Source organism: Micromonospora sp. C28SCA-DRY-2, assembly GCF_030519475.1.
Taxonomy (GTDB): Bacteria; Actinomycetota; Actinomycetes; order Mycobacteriales; family Micromonosporaceae; genus Micromonospora.
The window spans coordinates 93,610-107,620 of the sequence record NZ_JAUMKD010000007.1; the positions used below are offsets into that span (position 1 = coordinate 93,610).

The window sequence follows — 14,011 nt, forward strand, 5'->3', positions numbered from 1 at the left end:
CCGACCCACCGCCGCCGTCGCCCCGACGGCGGCACCCGGGCCGCACGCCGGGCGCGCCGGGTCAGGGCGCTGTCGGCGCGGCGGCGGCGAGCGCCTGCGCGGCGACCTGCCGGCGGGCGGCGTTGCGGTAGCGGAGCACCTGCACCGCGCCGAGCGCCCAGAGCAGGTACTGCGCGGCGAAGGCCCACCGGAAGGCGGACAGGTCGGGGGTGGCCCGGCCGGCCGGGGTGGCCAGGTCGAGCACCACGCCCACCACCAGCACCAGGGTGATCGAGGCGACGAAGCCGCCGACGTTCACCACACCGGTGGCGCTGCCGATCCGGCTGACCGGGTTGAACGAGCGCGCGTAGTCGAAGCCGATCAGCGAGCCGGGGCCGTTCACCGCGAGCACCAGCACCAGCGTGACCAGCAGCCAGCGCGGCGCCGGGCCGGGCCAGAGGAGCACCACCGCCCAGACCGCCGCGGTGCTGGCGGTGATGGCGAAGACCAGCACCGACCGGTGGAACGGGTGCCGGGCGCAGAAGTGCGCGATCGCCGGGCCGGACACCAGCATGGCGACGGTCATCAGGGTCAGCAGCGACGCGGCGGCGGTCGGCGTGAGGCCCTGCCCCTGCACCAGGAAGGGGTAGCCCCAGAGCAGGGCGAACACCGCGCCGGAGAACTGCGTCACGAAGTGCGTCCAGAGCCCCAGCCGGGTGCCCGGCTGCGCCCACGCCGCGGCGAGTTCCCGGCGCACCGCGGCCAGGTCCGGCGCCGCGCCGGCGGCGACCTCGCGGTCCGGGGTGTCCCGGACCGCGACGACGACCATCAGCAGCACCGTCGCGCCGAGCGCGGCCGCGACCAGGAACGCCGGGGTCCAGCCGGCCCGGTGCAGCAGCGCCACCAGCGGTACGGCGCCGAGGATGGCGCCCAACTGGCCCAGCGTGCCGGTCAACTGGGTCAGCATCGGGTAGCGCCGGCCCGGGAACCACAGGGCCACGATCCGCAGCACGCTGATGAAGGTCATCGCGTCGCCCAGGCCGACCAGCACCCGGCCGGTGACCGCCAGCCAGACCTCGGTGGCGAGGGCGAAGCAGAGCTGCCCGGCGACCATCAGGGCGCCCCCGGCGATCAGCAACCGGCGCGAGCCGTACCGGTCGAGCAGCACGCCGACCGGCACCTGCATGGCCGCGTACACGGCGAGCTGGGCGACCGAGAAGGTGGCCAGGGTGCTGGCGTTGATCGCGAAGCGGTCCGTGGCGTCGACCCCGGTGACCCCGAGCGAGCTGCGGTGGAACACCGCCCCGACGTACGCGCCCACCGCGACGCCCCAGACCAGCCAGCCGGAGCGGAGGCGGGCTGTCGACCCGGCGGTCACCGCAGCGTCCGCAGCACGGTGGCGGCGTTGTCGATGTGCGCCGCGACCGTGGCGAGCCAGCGTTGCGGGTCGTCGCCGTCGAGGGCGGCGAGCTGGGCGGCGTGCTCGGTCAGCGCCACCTCGGCCCAGCCGGGCGAGAGCCGGAAGCTCGCCTCTCCCATCCGCAGCTGGCGGTCGCGCAGCCGCTGGTACAGCTCGGCCAGGATCTCGTTGCCGGCGGCGTCCACCACGGTGGCGTGGAAGGCCCGGTCGGCGGCCATCAGGGCGGTCAGGTCGCCGGCGGCGTGCGCGGCGCGCATCTCGGCCAGCCGCGCGGCGAGCTCGGCCCGCAGCGCCGCCCGGCGGGGCCAGACCCGCTCGGCGGCGTGCAGCTCGACCAGCCGGCGGGCCTCGATGACATCGGTGATCTCCCGGGCGGAGACCGGCCGGATCAGCGCGCCCCGCTTCGGGTAGAGCCGGACCAGCCCTTCGGCCTCCAACCGCAGCAGCGCCTCCCGGACCGGCGTGCGGGACACCCCGGTCGCCTCGGCGATCTCCCCCTCGCTGACCAGCTGCCCGCCCGGGTAGAGCTGCTCCAGGATGGACCGCTTCAGGTGCCGGTAGGCCCGCTCGGCGGCCGAGGTCGCGGCGGCCGGAGCCGAGGGATGCGTCATGTATCTATGATCGAGCCGGCCCCGGCCGGCGCCCCGCCGGGTGCCCGGGACGTGGCCCAAGCCACCCCGTCACAGTGCGTCGGGGTGCAGGGTGAGCAACCCGTCGGCGGCCACGTCGAACCGGGGACCGAGCCGGCCGAGCAGGTCGGCGAGCCAGGCCACCTCGCCGGGGTCGGCCGGGGACAGCCGCATCCGCCGGATCCGCACCGGCGCCGCCCGCAGGCCCCGCAGCCGACCGCTGCCCGGGTCGAGCGCCGGCAGCCAGAGCAGCCGCAGCTCCGGCCGGTACGCCTGCTGCCCGCCGATGCCCTCGTAGTCGTCGATCAGGTCCCCGCAGCCGTACAGGATCAGCCGGTCCCGGTAGACCTCCACCGGCCGCACGTGGTGGGAGGAGTGCCCGTGCAGCACGTCGACCCCGGCGTCGACCAGGCGGTGGGCGAACTCGACGTGCTCGGGCGGCACCTCGTACCCCCAGTTGCCGCCCCAGTGCACGGAGACCAGCACCCGGTCCCCCGGCCCGGCCACGGCGGCGATCCGCTCCGCCAGCAGGTCGGCGGTGGCCACCGAGATCTCCGGCAGGTACGCGACCCCGGGCCGGTCGCCGGTGGTCGCCCAGGGCGGCGGCACGCCGCTGGACGGCGCGGCCACCGAGAAGACCAGCAGCCGGCGGTCCGCGCCGAGGCCCACCCGGGCGGGTGCCCAGGCCGCCGCCGCGTCCCGACCGGCGCCGGCGGTGGCGATCCCCGCCCCGGCCAGCGCGTCGAGGGTGTCGGCGAGCCCGACCGGCCCGAAGTCGAGCACGTGGTTGTTGGCCAGCGCGCAGACGTCCAGCCGGGCGGCGGTCAGGCAGGGCACGTTGTCCGGGTGCATCCGGTAGTGCACGGCCTTGCCCGGCGCGGGCTCGCCCCGGCCGGTCACCGCGGTCTCCAGGTTGACGATCCGGGCCGCCGGGCGCAGGTCGTCCAGGAGCGGCAGGGCCACCCCCCACGGCCACTCCGGCGGCACCGGCCGCGGGATCGGGCCGCTGACCGACTCGGCCAGCCCGACGTACTCGTCGGCGTCGCGGACCGCCCGCTCGCGCAGCTCCGGAGGGCCGGGCCGGGGCAGGATCCGGTCCACCCCCCGGCCGGTCATCAGGTCCCCGGCCAGGAACAGGGTCACCGCGTCGTCGGGCATCCGCCGGCATCCCCCGCGCCCGCCGGGTCGAAACGGCGTGGCCCGGCGGCGCCCGGGGTACCAGGGTCGCCATGACCGATGTGACCGTCGTGGTGGCCACCCGCAACCGCCGAAGCCAACTGGTGGCGACGCTGGCCCGGCACGCCGCACCCGTGATCGTGGTGGACAACGGCTCCGACGACGGCACCCCGGAGGCGGTGGCGCGGGCCTTTCCGGACGTACGGGTGGTGCGGCTGCACGCGAACGCCGGCGCCGCCGCGGCCCGCAACGTCGGCGTGGCGCTCGCCGACACCCCGTTCGTGGCGTTCGCCGACGACGACTCGTGGTGGGCGCCGGGTTCCCTGGACCGCGCGGCCCGGCTGCTGCGCGGGCACCCGCGCACCGGCCTGCTGACCGGGCAGGTGCGGGTCGGCCCGCAGGGCCGGCTGGACCCGGTGTCGGCGGCGATGGCGCGGGCCCCGCTGGGCGTCCCGCCGGACGCGCCCGGCCCGGCGGTGCTGGGCTTCCTGGCCTGCGCGGTGGTGCTGCGCCGCGAGGCGTTCCGGCAGGTCGGCGGCTTCGCCGAACCCCTCGGCACGTACGGCGAGGAGGCGCTGCTGGCGATGGACCTGGCGGCGGCCGGGTGGCGGCTGGCGTACGCCGAGGAACTGGTGGTGCACCACCACCCGCTGCCGGCGGGCCGGGACCGCCGGACCCGGCAGCGCGTCGAGGCGCGCAACCGGCTGCTCACCGCGACCCTGCGGCGCCCGGCCGGGGTGCTGCTGCGCACGGTGACCGAGGTGGCGCGCGACCCCGCCGGCCGGGGCGCCCTGCTCGACGCGGCCCGCGAACTGCGCTGGGCCCTGCCGCGGCGGCGCCGGTTGCCGGCTCGGGTGGAGGCCGCCCTGCGCACCCTGGAACGGCTGGACGCCGAGCCGCCGGCGGCGCCGCAGGCGCCGCGACCGTCGGTGGTCGCCGCGGACTGAGTCGACCGCAGCGCCCAGCCCAGCGCCTCTCGTCCGGCATGCTCGGCGGCTGCGCCGAAACCCGGCTCGGCCGGGCCGGGGACCTGCCTATGGTGAACCCGTCCGGCCGGCGGCGCGAGGAGAGCGCGGTGACCACGAAGGGCGGGCCGCGGCCCTGGTACCGGCCGATGGCCGCACGCGACCGCGGCGAGGCGCACCGCGCCGCCACGCCGCTGGAGCTCTTCTTCGACCTCTGCTTCGTGGTGGCGGTGGCCCAGGCGGCCGCGAACCTGCACCACGACCTGGCCGAGGACCACGTCGGGCACGCGGTGCGCAGCTACCTGATGGTGTTCTTCGCGATCTGGTGGGCGTGGATGAACTTCACCTGGTTCGCCTCCGCCTACGACACCGACGACGACGTCTACCGGATCACCACCCTGGTGCAGATCGCCGGCGCGCTGATCCTGGCCGCCGGGGTGCCGCGCGCCTTCACCGAGGGCGACTTCGCCACCATCACCTACGGGTACGTGGTGATGCGGCTGGCCCTGGTGACGCAGTGGCTGCGGGCAGCCGCCAGCGACCCCGCCCACCGGGCGGCCGACGTCCGGTACGCGGTCGGGGTGACCGTGGTGCAGGTCGGCTGGCTGGTCCGGCTGCTGCTGCCCGACGACTGGCGGATCGGCTCGTTCCTGGTGCTGGCCCTGGCCGACCTGCTGGTGCCGGCGTTGGCCGAACGGCCGGGGATGACCACCTGGCACCCGCGGCACATCGCCGAACGGTACGGGCTGTTCACCCTGATCGTGCTCGGCGAGGTGGTGCTCGCCACGTCGGTGGCCATCCAGACCGGCGTGGACGCGGGCGAGGGCGGCCTGTGGCGGCTGGCGGTGGCGGACATGGTGATCGTGTTCGCGCTGTGGTGGCTCTACTTCGACCGGGAGGCCGAGGCGCCGGCGCGGCTGCCCGCCTCACTGGTCTGGGGGTACGGGCACTACCTGGTGTTCGCGGCGGTCGCCGCGGTGGGCGCCGGGTTGGAGGTGGTGGTCGACCACCACCGGCACGTGGCCCACGCCGGCAGCGTGGTGGTCGGGCACACCGTGGCCGTCCCGACGGCCGTCTACCTGCTCACCGTCTGGGTGCTGCGGGTGCTGCCCCGCCAGCGCGGGGTGGTGGTGGCGGCGTTCCCGGTGACCGCGCTGCTGGTGCTGGCCACTCCCTGGGCGCCGGTGACGCTCTACCTCATCGCGGCGCTGCTGCTCGCCCTGGTGGCGGTGACGGTGCTGGCTCGGCAGCGGGAGCTGCGGTCCAGAAGTCGACCAGCAGTCGGCTGAACTCCTCGGCGCACTCGATCTGCGGCATGTGCCCGCAGTCGGTGAACAGGTGGGTGCGGGCACGCGGCAGCCGGGTGCGGGCGGCGTCCAGGTGGGCCGCCGGCAGGATGAGGTCCCGGTCGCCCCAGACGACCAGGGTGGGCACGTCCAGCCGGGCCAGCTCGGTGAGCAGCTCCTCCCGCCACTGCGGGCTGACCCCCCGGAAGGTGCCCAGGCTGTGCGCGGTCTCCAGCAGCACCCGCGCGGCGTGCGGCTGGCGGGCCACCTCCAGGGCGTACGCGACGCGCTCGGCGGTGGCGAACGCGGCGTCGTGGAAGAGGGCCCGCTCGGTGCGCCGGGCGGCCGAGCGGCTGGGGCGCAGCAGCAGCCGGCCCAGCGGCCGCAGCGCGAGCAGCCGCAGCATCATGGTCACCTCACGGCCGAAGCCGGCGCTGTTGACCAGCGCGAGGCTGGCCACCCGGGCCGGCTCGGCGACGGCCAGCCGCATGGCGATCGCGCCGCCGAGGGAATTGCCGACCAGGTGCGCGGGCGCCTCGACGCCGACCGCGTCGAGGTAGCGGCCGACGAACCGGGCCAGCGCCGGCAGGGTGTACGGCTCGGCCATCGGCAGCGAGCCGCCGTAGCCGGGCAGGTCGACGCTGTGCACCCGGTACCGGTCGGCGAGCAGCTCGTGCTGCTCGGTGAAGTCGCGCAGGGTGCGGCCGATGCCGTGCAGCAGCACCACCGGCGGCCCGTCGCCGTCGACCCGGTGGCGCACCCGCCGCCCGTCGACGGTGACGTGCCGGGGGCCGGCCGGCGCGCTCACGCCGGATCCCCCGCCCGCTCGGCGGACCGGTCGCCCGGCCGGGCCGGCTCGGGGTCGCCGGGTGGCCGCTGGGCGGGGACGGCGGTGGCCCGCCGCGCCGGGTCCGCGGCCGCCCGGGCCAGCCCGAGGGCGAGCACCCGCCCGTACGAGGCGGGGGCGACCCGGGCCAGCAGGTCGGGCAGCTTGGCCGACCAGCCGACCAGCACCCGGCCCCGGCGGCGGCGCACCCCGCGCAGGATGATCTCGGCCGCCTTCGCCGGGTCCATCGAGAGCAGCTTCTCGAACTCCTTCCGGCCGGCCTCGTACTCGGCGGCGGAGACGCCGCTGCCGATCCGGGCGCTCTGCGCGATCCGGGTGCGGATGCCGCCCGGGTGCACCGAGGTCACCCCGATCCCGTCGTCGACCAGCTCGTGGCGCAGCGCCTCGGTGAAGCCGCGGACGGCGAACTTGCTCGCCGCGTAGGCGGCCTGTCCGGCCGGGGCGATCAGGCCGAACAGGCTGGAGACGTTGACCAGGTGCGCGCCGGGCTCGGCCTTCAGCGCCGGCAGCAGGGCGTGGGTCAGCTGCACCACGGCCCGGAAGTTGATCTCGATGACCCAGGTGAACTCGTCCAGGGTCACCTGGTCGAACCGGCCGCCCAGGGCCACGCCGGCGTTGTTGACCAGCAGCCGGATCGCGGGGTGCCGCTGCCGGATCTCCTCGGCCACCCGGGCGGTGGCCGTGGCGTCGGCGAGGTCGACCAGGTAGCTGGTCAGCTGCCGGTCGGGGTGCGCCGCGCGGATCGCGGCGACCACGGCGGCGAGCCGGTCGGCGTCCCGGTCGAGCAGCACGAGGTCGCTGCCGCGGCGGGCCAGCCCGTGCGCCAGGGCCTCCCCGATTCCGCTGGCCGCGCCGGTGACCACGGCCGTGCCGGAGGTGAAGTCGAAGCTACGCATCGGCGGTGCTCCTTTCCGGAGTGCTCGACCGGTCGGCGGCGGCGCGGGAGAAGCGCACCCCGACGTCGGTCAACCGGCCGTGCCGCATCAGCAGCACGTCGCGGGGGTAGTTCTGGTGCAGCCGCCACGGCGCCGAGGCGCCCTGCTTGGGCAGCGCGTCGACGCTGCGCAGCACGTAGCCGGACTTGAGGTCGATGATCGGCTCCAGCGGGCCCTCGCGGGGTGCGAGCGGGGTGACGACCTGCTGGCCGGTGCGGTCGAGGTGGCGCAGCAGCCGGCAGACGTACGTGGCGACCAGGTCCGCCTTCAGCGTCCAGGAGGCGTTGGTGTAGCCGATGGTCATCGCGAAGTTCGGCACCCCGGAGAGCATCATCCCCTTGTAGGCGACCCTGCTCGCCAGGTCGACCTCGGCGCCGTCCACGCTCAGCGTCATCCCGCCGAGGGCGAGCAGGTTCAGCCCGGTGGCGGTGACCACGATGTCGGCCGGCAACTCCTCGCCGGAGCTGAGCCGGATGCCGGTCGGGGTGAACGTGTCGATGGTGTCGGTGACCACCGAGGCCCGGCCCCGGCGCAGCGCGGTGAACAGGTCGCCGTCGGGCACCACGCAGAGCCGCTGGTCCCACGGGTCGTAGCGGGGCGAGAAGTGGCGGTCGACGTCGTAGCCGGCCGGCAGCCGACCCTTGGCGGCGCGCCGCAGCAGCTTCCGGACCAGCCTGGGGGCACGGCGGCTGGCCTGGAAGTTGGCCGTGGCGAGCAGGACGTTCTTCCAGCGCACCACCGGATACACGGCCTTCGCCGGCAGCAAGCGGCGCAGCGTGTCGGCGAGCACATCGCGCGAGGGCAGCGCGATGACGTACGTGGGTGAGCGTTGCAGCATGGTGACGTGCCCGGCCCGCTCGGCCATCGCCGGCACCAGGGTCACCGCCGTCGCGCCGCTGCCGATCACCACCACCCGCTGGCCGGTGTGGTCGAGGTCGGCGGGCCAGTGCTGCGGGTGCACGATCCGTCCGGTGAACGTCTCCGCGCCGGGCAGGTCGGGCGTGTAGCCGGCGTCGTAGCGGTAGTAGCCGGCGCAGGTGTACAGGAACGAGCAGGTCAGCACCACGTCCTCGGCGGTGTCGTCGCGCCGGGCGTGCACCGTCCAGCGGGCGGTCGCGCTGTCCCAGTCGGCCCGCACCACCCGGTGGTGGAAGCGGATGTGCTCGGTGACGCCGTACTCGTCGGCGGTCTCCCGGACGTACGCCCGGATGGCGTCGCCGTCGGCGATCGCCTTCGGGTCGGTCCACGGCCGGAACGAGTAGCCGAGGGTGAACATGTCGGAGTCGGACCGGACGCCCGGGTAGCGGAACAGGTCCCAGGTGCCGCCGATCGCGCCCCGGGCCTCCAGCACCGCGTACGTCTTGCCCGGGCAGGCGCGCCGCAGGTGGCAGGCGGCGCCGATGCCGGAGAGGCCGGCACCGACGATGAGCACGTCGACGTGGTCGCAGGCCATGCCATCTCCCGATCCCGAGGCGGTGACACCGGACACTATCCACCGCCGTCGACGCCCGTCAACACCCTGTCGGGTCCAATCGACACAGTGTCGATCCGGTGTAGAGTGAGCGGTCATGACGCCCGCCCGTACGCCCACTCCGACCGCGGCCCCGCGCGGACGCCGCGCGGCCCGCTCCTCCGGCGACGAGCGGGAATCGGCCATCCTGGCCACCGCCGAGCGGCTGCTGCACGAGCGGGCCTTCGCCGACATCTCCATCGACGACCTGGCCCGCGGCGCCGGCATCTCCCGGCCGACCTTCTACTTCTACTTCCCGTCCAAGGACGCGGTGCTGCTGACGCTGCTGGACCGGGTCACCGAGGAGGCCGAGGCGGCCTGCGGCGACGTGCTGGTCCGGCTGGCGGAGGATCCGCCGGCCCGGTGGCGGGAGCTGATCACCCGGTTCCACGAGACGTTCGGCGGGCACCGCGCGGTGGTGCTGGCCTGCGCCCAGGTGCGCGGCACCAACGCCGAGGTGCGCCGGCTCTGGGCGACCGTCATGGAGCGCTGGGTGCAGGCCATCGAGACCGCGATCGAGGCGGAACGCCGGCGCGGTGCCGCGCCGGCCGGGCTGCCCGCCCGGGACCTCGCCATCGCGCTCAACTCGATGAACGAGCGGGTCTGGTACGCCACCTTCGCCGGCGACGGGCCGGCGGTGGCCGAACGCGACGTGGTCGACGTGCTGCTCGACGTCTGGCTGACCGCGATCTACCGCACCACCCCTCCCCCACCCGCCTGACCCGCCGGCCGACTCGGCGTCGCGTCGCGACGACAGTGGTCGTCCGCGGCGAGTCAGGGCGGAAGGAGCTTCGAGCGACCGTCGACGGTCAGACGATCACCGGGCCGGCGCCGAGGGGCCGACCGGCTGCCGGAGGATGGTGCGGAGCTTCTCGGGGGCGGTCCGGCGGAAGTCGCTGAGGTAGATCTCGTGGTGCTTGCCCACCATCCGCAACCCGTTGCCCGGGATGAACTCGTGGTGCATCCGCGCCAGCACCGGGGCCTCGTCGTCGTGGGAGCCGACGTGGAGCGTCTGCACGCAGCGCCCCTCGGAGAGCGCCCCGAGCCGGACGTCGTCGAGGCGTCGCGGGCGGTCTCCGGCCGCCACCTGCTCGACGGCGCCGGCGAACATCTCCTCGTCGATCCAGTCGGGGACCATGATCATCAGGGTCCAGTCCCACCGGGACTTGTCGCGCAGCGCCGTGAACGTGGCCATGTCGTCGGCCCACCAGAGGGCCTCCAGGGGCATGACCACGTAGTCGCGCCCCAGGGTCCGCTTGCTGGCGAACTTCAGCTTGTAGGCCAGCGGGTAGAGCGCCTCGGCCGCGTCGGTGAAGGCCGGGGTGTTCGGATCGCCGTGCCCGTCGATCATGAGGTACCGCAGGTCGGGCACGTCGACGACGTCGAACCGCCCGCGGCTCGCGCGGTAGGTGTCGATCTCCCGCTTGAAGTCAGTCTTGTCCGTCATCACGCACCTGGGCCCGCGCCGCGAGCCACGACCTTTCCGCCTCCAGGAGGCTGAGGGAGTAGGAGAAGACCTCGCGGGCCGGCGGCGCGAGGGGGGACTGCGCGGCCTCGGCCGCCCGGACGGCGGCGATCCGCGCCTCGACCCGGGCGAGCCGGTCGCCCAGCGCCCGCCGGTACTCCTGGTCGGAGAGCAGGGCCAGGTTCGCCACGCCCACGAGAAGGGGATGCGCGACCGGACGCGGCTCGGCGATGAGCGCGAGCGCGCCGCGGGCGGCGGCCTCCCGCCCCGCGGCCGTGGCGTGGAAGACCCGCCGGGACTTCGCCGCCGCCGGCGCCTCGGGGGCGTGGACGAGCCCGCGACTCTCGAGCTTGGCGAGCAGGTAGTAGATCGAGGAGAAGCCGATCTCGGTCCACTGGCGGATCCCGCGACGCTCGATGACCTGCTCCAGGTCGTAGCCGTGCCGCGGGGACTCGACGATCAACCCGAGGACGACCAGTTCGGACGGCGTCAGCTCCACGGCCTTATTCTAGTACTAGAATAGGGATTGGCAAGCCGCCGGTTGGCGGTCCGGCACGGGGTCCCGGGCGACCGTCAGTCGAGCTGCTCGGCCAGGGCGACGATGAGTCCGCTGGGCCGCGGACGTAGCAGAGGCGGTAGGCATCCTCGTACCGCGCCACCTCGCCGACGAGTTCGGCGCCGTGGGCGCGCAGCCGGGCGAGCACGTCCGCGAGGTCGTCGACGGCGAACATGATGCGACGGATGCCGAGGGTGTGCGGCGGTGCGTGCGCCGGCTCGGCGCTGACCGCCGCCGGCGTGCGGAACCTCGTCAGCTCGATCCGGCCGTGGCCGTCCGGCGTGCGCATCATGGCGATCTCGACCCGGACGCCGTCGAGCCCGACGACCCGGTCCACCCACCGTCCCTCGACCGGCGTCCGGCCCTCCAGCTCCATCCCCAGCTCGGTGAAGAACGCGGTGGCGGCGTCGAGGTCGTCGACCACGACGCCGACGTGGTCCATCCGCTGAAGCGCCACGTGCCGAGCATAGGCACGCAGGTCCGGCGGTTCGCCCCGGAACGGCGAGGGTCGAACGCGATGTCCGATCGCCGCCAGCAACGGCCGGCCGCCCCGGCGCAGAGTCGACGGCGGAGGCGCGACACCCGGTCGCGCCCGTGATGGAAGGCGTACGGATGCACGTGGTTCCCGGTCTCAAGGTGCTCTACTTCGGCACGCCGGTGGTGCTGGTCAGCTCGCGCAACCCGGACGGCACGGCGAACCTGGCGCCGATGTCGTCGGCGTGGTGGCTCGGGCAGCACGCCATGCTCGGCCTCGGCGACAGCGGCCAGACCACCGCCAACCTGCGCCGCGAGCGGGAGTGCGTGCTCAACCTGCCGTCCGCGGCGATGGTGGACGCGGTGGACCGGATCGCGCTCACCACCGGCCGCCCCGACGTGCCCGAGCACAAGGTCCGCCAGGGCTACCGCTACGAGCCGGACAAGTTCGCCCTGGCCGGGCTGACCGCCCAGCCGTCGGAACTGGTCCGGGCACCCCGGGTGGCGGAGTGCCCGGTCCAGCTCGAATGCCGGGTCGTCGCGACGCACCGGTTCGGCGGCAGCAGCGCGCAGGCCACCGCCTTCGAGGTGCAGGTGCTGCGCGCGTACGTCGAGGAGGACCTGGTCATCCCCGGCACGAGCTATGTCGACCCGCTGCGCTGGGACCCGCTGATCATGAAGTTCTGCGAGTTCTTCGGCGGCGGGCAGAACGTGCACCCGTCCCGGCTGGCCGACGGCTGGGAGATGCCGCACCGGCTACGGCCGGACGCGACCCCGGTGGTCGGCTGAGCGGTGACTCAGACAGCCGGCGCGCGGGTGAACTCCATGGTCCAGTTGGTCTCCCAGGTGCGTCCGCCGTCGGTGGAGAACGCCTGCTCCCAGCGGCAGGAGGTCGGGGTGATCGCCGACCAGATGAACCGGCACCGGACCGGGCGGCCCTCGTCGACGTCGTCGGCGTAGAAGGTGCCCACCCCGTCGACGAACCGGCCGACCACCGGCGGCAGCTCCAGCCTCCCCCGGTCGCTGTTCATCCAGTAGATCGACCAGGTGCCGGCGGCCGGGTCGAAGATCCGCACGGTGGCGCCGGAGAAACCCTTGGTCGGGAAGGTGATCTCGTCGAAGCTGCCGGCGCCGCCGAAGAAGGCCCGGGCGACCGACCGCCCGGGGAACTCGTCCCACTCGTCGCTGCCGACGTGCCGCTTCACCAACCGCCGGTTGACCACGTCCCAGGTGCCGACGAAGAAGTCGAAGTCGCCCATCAGCGGCCCACCGGCCCCTCGGCCCGGGTGTCGGCGCGCCAGCCGGCCAGGTCCGGACGCTCCGGCGCGAGCACGTGCCGGGCCCAGGCGGCCCGCTCGTGCTCCAGCACCCCGAGTTCCCAGATGCAGCCCACCCACGGCCGGTGCTGCTCGACGAAGCGGGTCGGATCGTTGTCCGGGCAGTCCAGGACGGGCTGGCCGGCGGCGGCGATCCGTACCCGCACCACGTTGTCCCACACCCAGGTGTACGCCAGCAGGTAGGCGCCGGTGTCGGCGCCCCGGTGCAGCACCACCCAGCCGGCCGCCGGGGTGCCGTCGTCCGGGCCGGCCGGCAGCAGCCGGGGCAGCAGGTCGTACGCGGCCTTCTCCACCTCCGGTTCGATCCGCCGGTGCGGCTGGTCGATGTGGTAGCGCTTGAGCTCGCGGCCGGCGACCGTTACCGGTCCCGGCACCCAGAGATCCTTGTCGCGAAATGCCATGCCGGGACGGTAGGACCGCTCCCCTGACAGCTACTGTCAGCGGAGTGCGGGCCAGTCGACTCCTCTCCCTCCTGCTGCTGCTCCAGAGCCACGGGCGGCTGACCGCCGCCCAGCTCGCCCAGCGGCTGGAGGTCTCCGTCCGCACCGTCTACCGCGACGTCGAGGCGCTGCACGCGGCGGGCATCCCGCTCTACGGGGAGGCCGGGCACGCCGGCGGCTACCAGCTGGTCGAGGGCTGGCGGACCCGGCTCACCGGGCTGACCGCCGAGGAGGCCGAGCGCCTCTTCCTCGCCGGGCTGCCCGGCCCCGCCGCCGAGCTGGGCTACGGGGCGGTGGTGGCCGCCCTCCAGCTCAAGCTCCAGGCCGCGCTGCCGCCCGCGCTGGCCGACCGGGCGCAGCGGCTCCAGCAGCGCTTCCACCTGGACACCCCCGGCTGGTACGCCGACGGCGACGCCTCCCCCCACCTGGCCGCGGTGGCCGACGCGGTGTGGCGGGAGCGGCGCGTCCGGGTCCGCTACCGCAGCTGGAGCGGCGAGGTGGAGCGGGTGTTGGAGCCGTACGGGCTGGTGCTCAAGGGTGGCCGCTGGTACGCGGTGGCCAACCGGCCGGGCCGGGACACCCCGGCGACCTACCGGATCAACCAGATCCTGGCGCTGACCACCCTGGACGAGGGCTTCGACCGGCCGGCGGAGTTCGACCTGCCGGCCTGGTGGCAGGCGCACGTGGTGCGGTTCCGGGCCCAACTGCACCGCGCCGACGCGACGATCCGGCTGACCCCGCGCGGCCGGCAGCGGCTGCGCGAGATCGCCAGCGACGTGGTGGCCGGGGCGGCGGAGCGCAACGCCGGCCCGCCGGACGCCGCCGGCTGGGTGACCACGCTGGTGCCGATCGAGTCGCTCACCCACGCCCACGGCGACCTGCTGCGCCTGGGCGCCGAGGTGGAGGTGCTGGCCCCGGCCGAGCTGCGGGCCAGGCTCGCGGACACCGCCGCCGCGCTGGCCGCGCTCTATCGTCGCGAGCCGCCGGGCTGA

General features: G+C 74.9%; 16 protein-coding genes. 5 read left to right on the forward strand and 11 right to left on the reverse strand.

Annotated elements, in window-relative coordinates; translation table 11 throughout:
* Positions 1-61: 61 nt before the first annotated feature.
* The 3 genes from Q3W71_RS24910 to Q3W71_RS24920 all read right to left on the reverse strand — a co-directional run bounded on the left by Q3W71_RS24910 (position 62) and on the right by Q3W71_RS24920 (position 3,186).
* Positions 62-1,357: a nitrate/nitrite transporter gene (locus tag Q3W71_RS24910; protein WP_302921878.1), complete on the reverse strand. Its 1,296-nt coding sequence runs from the start codon at positions 1,355-1,357 to the stop codon at positions 62-64.
* The gene (locus tag Q3W71_RS24915; RefSeq protein WP_302921879.1) at positions 1,354-2,010 is read right to left on the reverse strand and encodes a GntR family transcriptional regulator; all 657 of its coding nucleotides are present in this window, start codon (positions 2,008-2,010) and stop codon (positions 1,354-1,356) included. Before Q3W71_RS24915 ends, Q3W71_RS24910 begins: the two co-directional genes overlap by 4 nt.
* Positions 2,011-2,079: 69 nt before the next feature.
* A complete protein-coding gene (locus Q3W71_RS24920; protein WP_302921880.1) occupies positions 2,080-3,186 on the reverse strand; it encodes a CapA family protein in 1,107 nt (368 codons plus the stop codon).
* 71 nt (positions 3,187-3,257) lie between these two features.
* Between Q3W71_RS24920 and Q3W71_RS24925 the strand changes: the two genes are divergently transcribed.
* Both Q3W71_RS24925 and Q3W71_RS24930 read left to right on the forward strand, forming a co-directional pair.
* Positions 3,258-4,151: a glycosyltransferase family 2 protein gene (locus tag Q3W71_RS24925; RefSeq protein ID WP_302921881.1), complete on the forward strand. Its 894-nt coding sequence runs from the start codon at positions 3,258-3,260 to the stop codon at positions 4,149-4,151.
* Between the two features lie 128 nt (positions 4,152-4,279).
* A complete protein-coding gene (locus tag Q3W71_RS24930) occupies positions 4,280-5,458 on the forward strand; it encodes a low temperature requirement protein A (protein WP_302921882.1) in 1,179 nt (392 codons plus the stop codon).
* Here the strand turns inward: Q3W71_RS24930 and Q3W71_RS24935 are convergent.
* Genes Q3W71_RS24935 through Q3W71_RS24945 form a run of 3 tightly spaced genes read right to left on the reverse strand, consistent with a single transcriptional unit; the run spans position 5,367 to position 8,690 of the window.
* Positions 5,367-6,263 (reverse strand): alpha/beta fold hydrolase, encoded by an 897-nt coding sequence (locus Q3W71_RS24935; RefSeq protein WP_302921883.1) that lies wholly within the window; start codon positions 6,261-6,263, stop codon positions 5,367-5,369. The genes Q3W71_RS24930 and Q3W71_RS24935 overlap by 92 nt on opposite strands.
* The gene (locus Q3W71_RS24940; RefSeq protein WP_302921884.1) at positions 6,260-7,198 is read right to left on the reverse strand and encodes an SDR family oxidoreductase; all 939 of its coding nucleotides are present in this window, start codon (positions 7,196-7,198) and stop codon (positions 6,260-6,262) included. Before Q3W71_RS24940 ends, Q3W71_RS24935 begins: the two co-directional genes overlap by 4 nt.
* Complete coding sequence (locus tag Q3W71_RS24945; protein ID WP_302921885.1) at positions 7,191-8,690, reverse strand: NAD(P)/FAD-dependent oxidoreductase; 1,500 nt, start codon at positions 8,688-8,690, stop codon at positions 7,191-7,193. The genes Q3W71_RS24940 and Q3W71_RS24945 overlap by 8 nt, the downstream gene beginning before the upstream one ends.
* Before the next feature lie 115 nt (positions 8,691-8,805).
* Here Q3W71_RS24945 and Q3W71_RS24950 point away from each other — a divergent pair, with 115 nt between their 5' ends.
* Positions 8,806-9,468, forward strand: coding sequence for a TetR/AcrR family transcriptional regulator (locus Q3W71_RS24950; protein ID WP_302921886.1), 663 nt, complete (start codon positions 8,806-8,808; stop codon positions 9,466-9,468).
* A 96-nt stretch (positions 9,469-9,564) separates the two neighbouring features.
* On the opposite strand, the gene Q3W71_RS24955 is transcribed toward Q3W71_RS24950, so the two are convergent.
* The 3 genes from Q3W71_RS24955 to Q3W71_RS24965 are packed head-to-tail and all read right to left on the reverse strand — an operon-like array spanning position 9,565 to position 11,225.
* On the reverse strand, positions 9,565-10,194 hold the full coding sequence (locus Q3W71_RS24955) for a GyrI-like domain-containing protein (RefSeq protein WP_302921887.1): 630 nt from the start codon (positions 10,192-10,194) through the stop codon (positions 9,565-9,567).
* Positions 10,178-10,711, reverse strand: a complete 534-nt coding sequence (locus tag Q3W71_RS24960) for a PadR family transcriptional regulator (RefSeq protein ID WP_302921888.1) — start codon at positions 10,709-10,711, stop codon at positions 10,178-10,180. Before Q3W71_RS24960 ends, Q3W71_RS24955 begins: the two co-directional genes overlap by 17 nt.
* Before the next feature lie 4 nt (positions 10,712-10,715).
* On the reverse strand, positions 10,716-11,225 hold the full coding sequence (locus Q3W71_RS24965; RefSeq protein ID WP_368051131.1) for a VOC family protein: 510 nt from the start codon (positions 11,223-11,225) through the stop codon (positions 10,716-10,718).
* 155 nt (positions 11,226-11,380) lie between these two features.
* Here Q3W71_RS24965 and Q3W71_RS24970 point away from each other — a divergent pair, with 155 nt between their 5' ends.
* Positions 11,381-12,031, forward strand: a complete 651-nt coding sequence (locus Q3W71_RS24970) for a flavin reductase family protein (protein WP_302921889.1) — start codon at positions 11,381-11,383, stop codon at positions 12,029-12,031.
* An 8-nt stretch (positions 12,032-12,039) separates the two neighbouring features.
* Here the strand turns inward: Q3W71_RS24970 and Q3W71_RS24975 are convergent, their stop codons facing one another.
* The gene (locus Q3W71_RS24975; protein WP_302921890.1) at positions 12,040-12,501 is read right to left on the reverse strand and encodes a hypothetical protein; all 462 of its coding nucleotides are present in this window, start codon (positions 12,499-12,501) and stop codon (positions 12,040-12,042) included.
* Positions 12,501-12,980: a hypothetical protein gene (locus tag Q3W71_RS24980; protein WP_302921891.1), complete on the reverse strand. Its 480-nt coding sequence runs from the start codon at positions 12,978-12,980 to the stop codon at positions 12,501-12,503. The genes Q3W71_RS24975 and Q3W71_RS24980 overlap by 1 nt, the downstream gene beginning before the upstream one ends.
* Positions 12,981-13,024: 44 nt before the next feature.
* Between Q3W71_RS24980 and Q3W71_RS24985 the strand changes: the two genes are divergently transcribed.
* Positions 13,025-14,011, forward strand: coding sequence for a YafY family protein (locus tag Q3W71_RS24985; protein ID WP_302921892.1), 987 nt, complete (start codon positions 13,025-13,027; stop codon positions 14,009-14,011).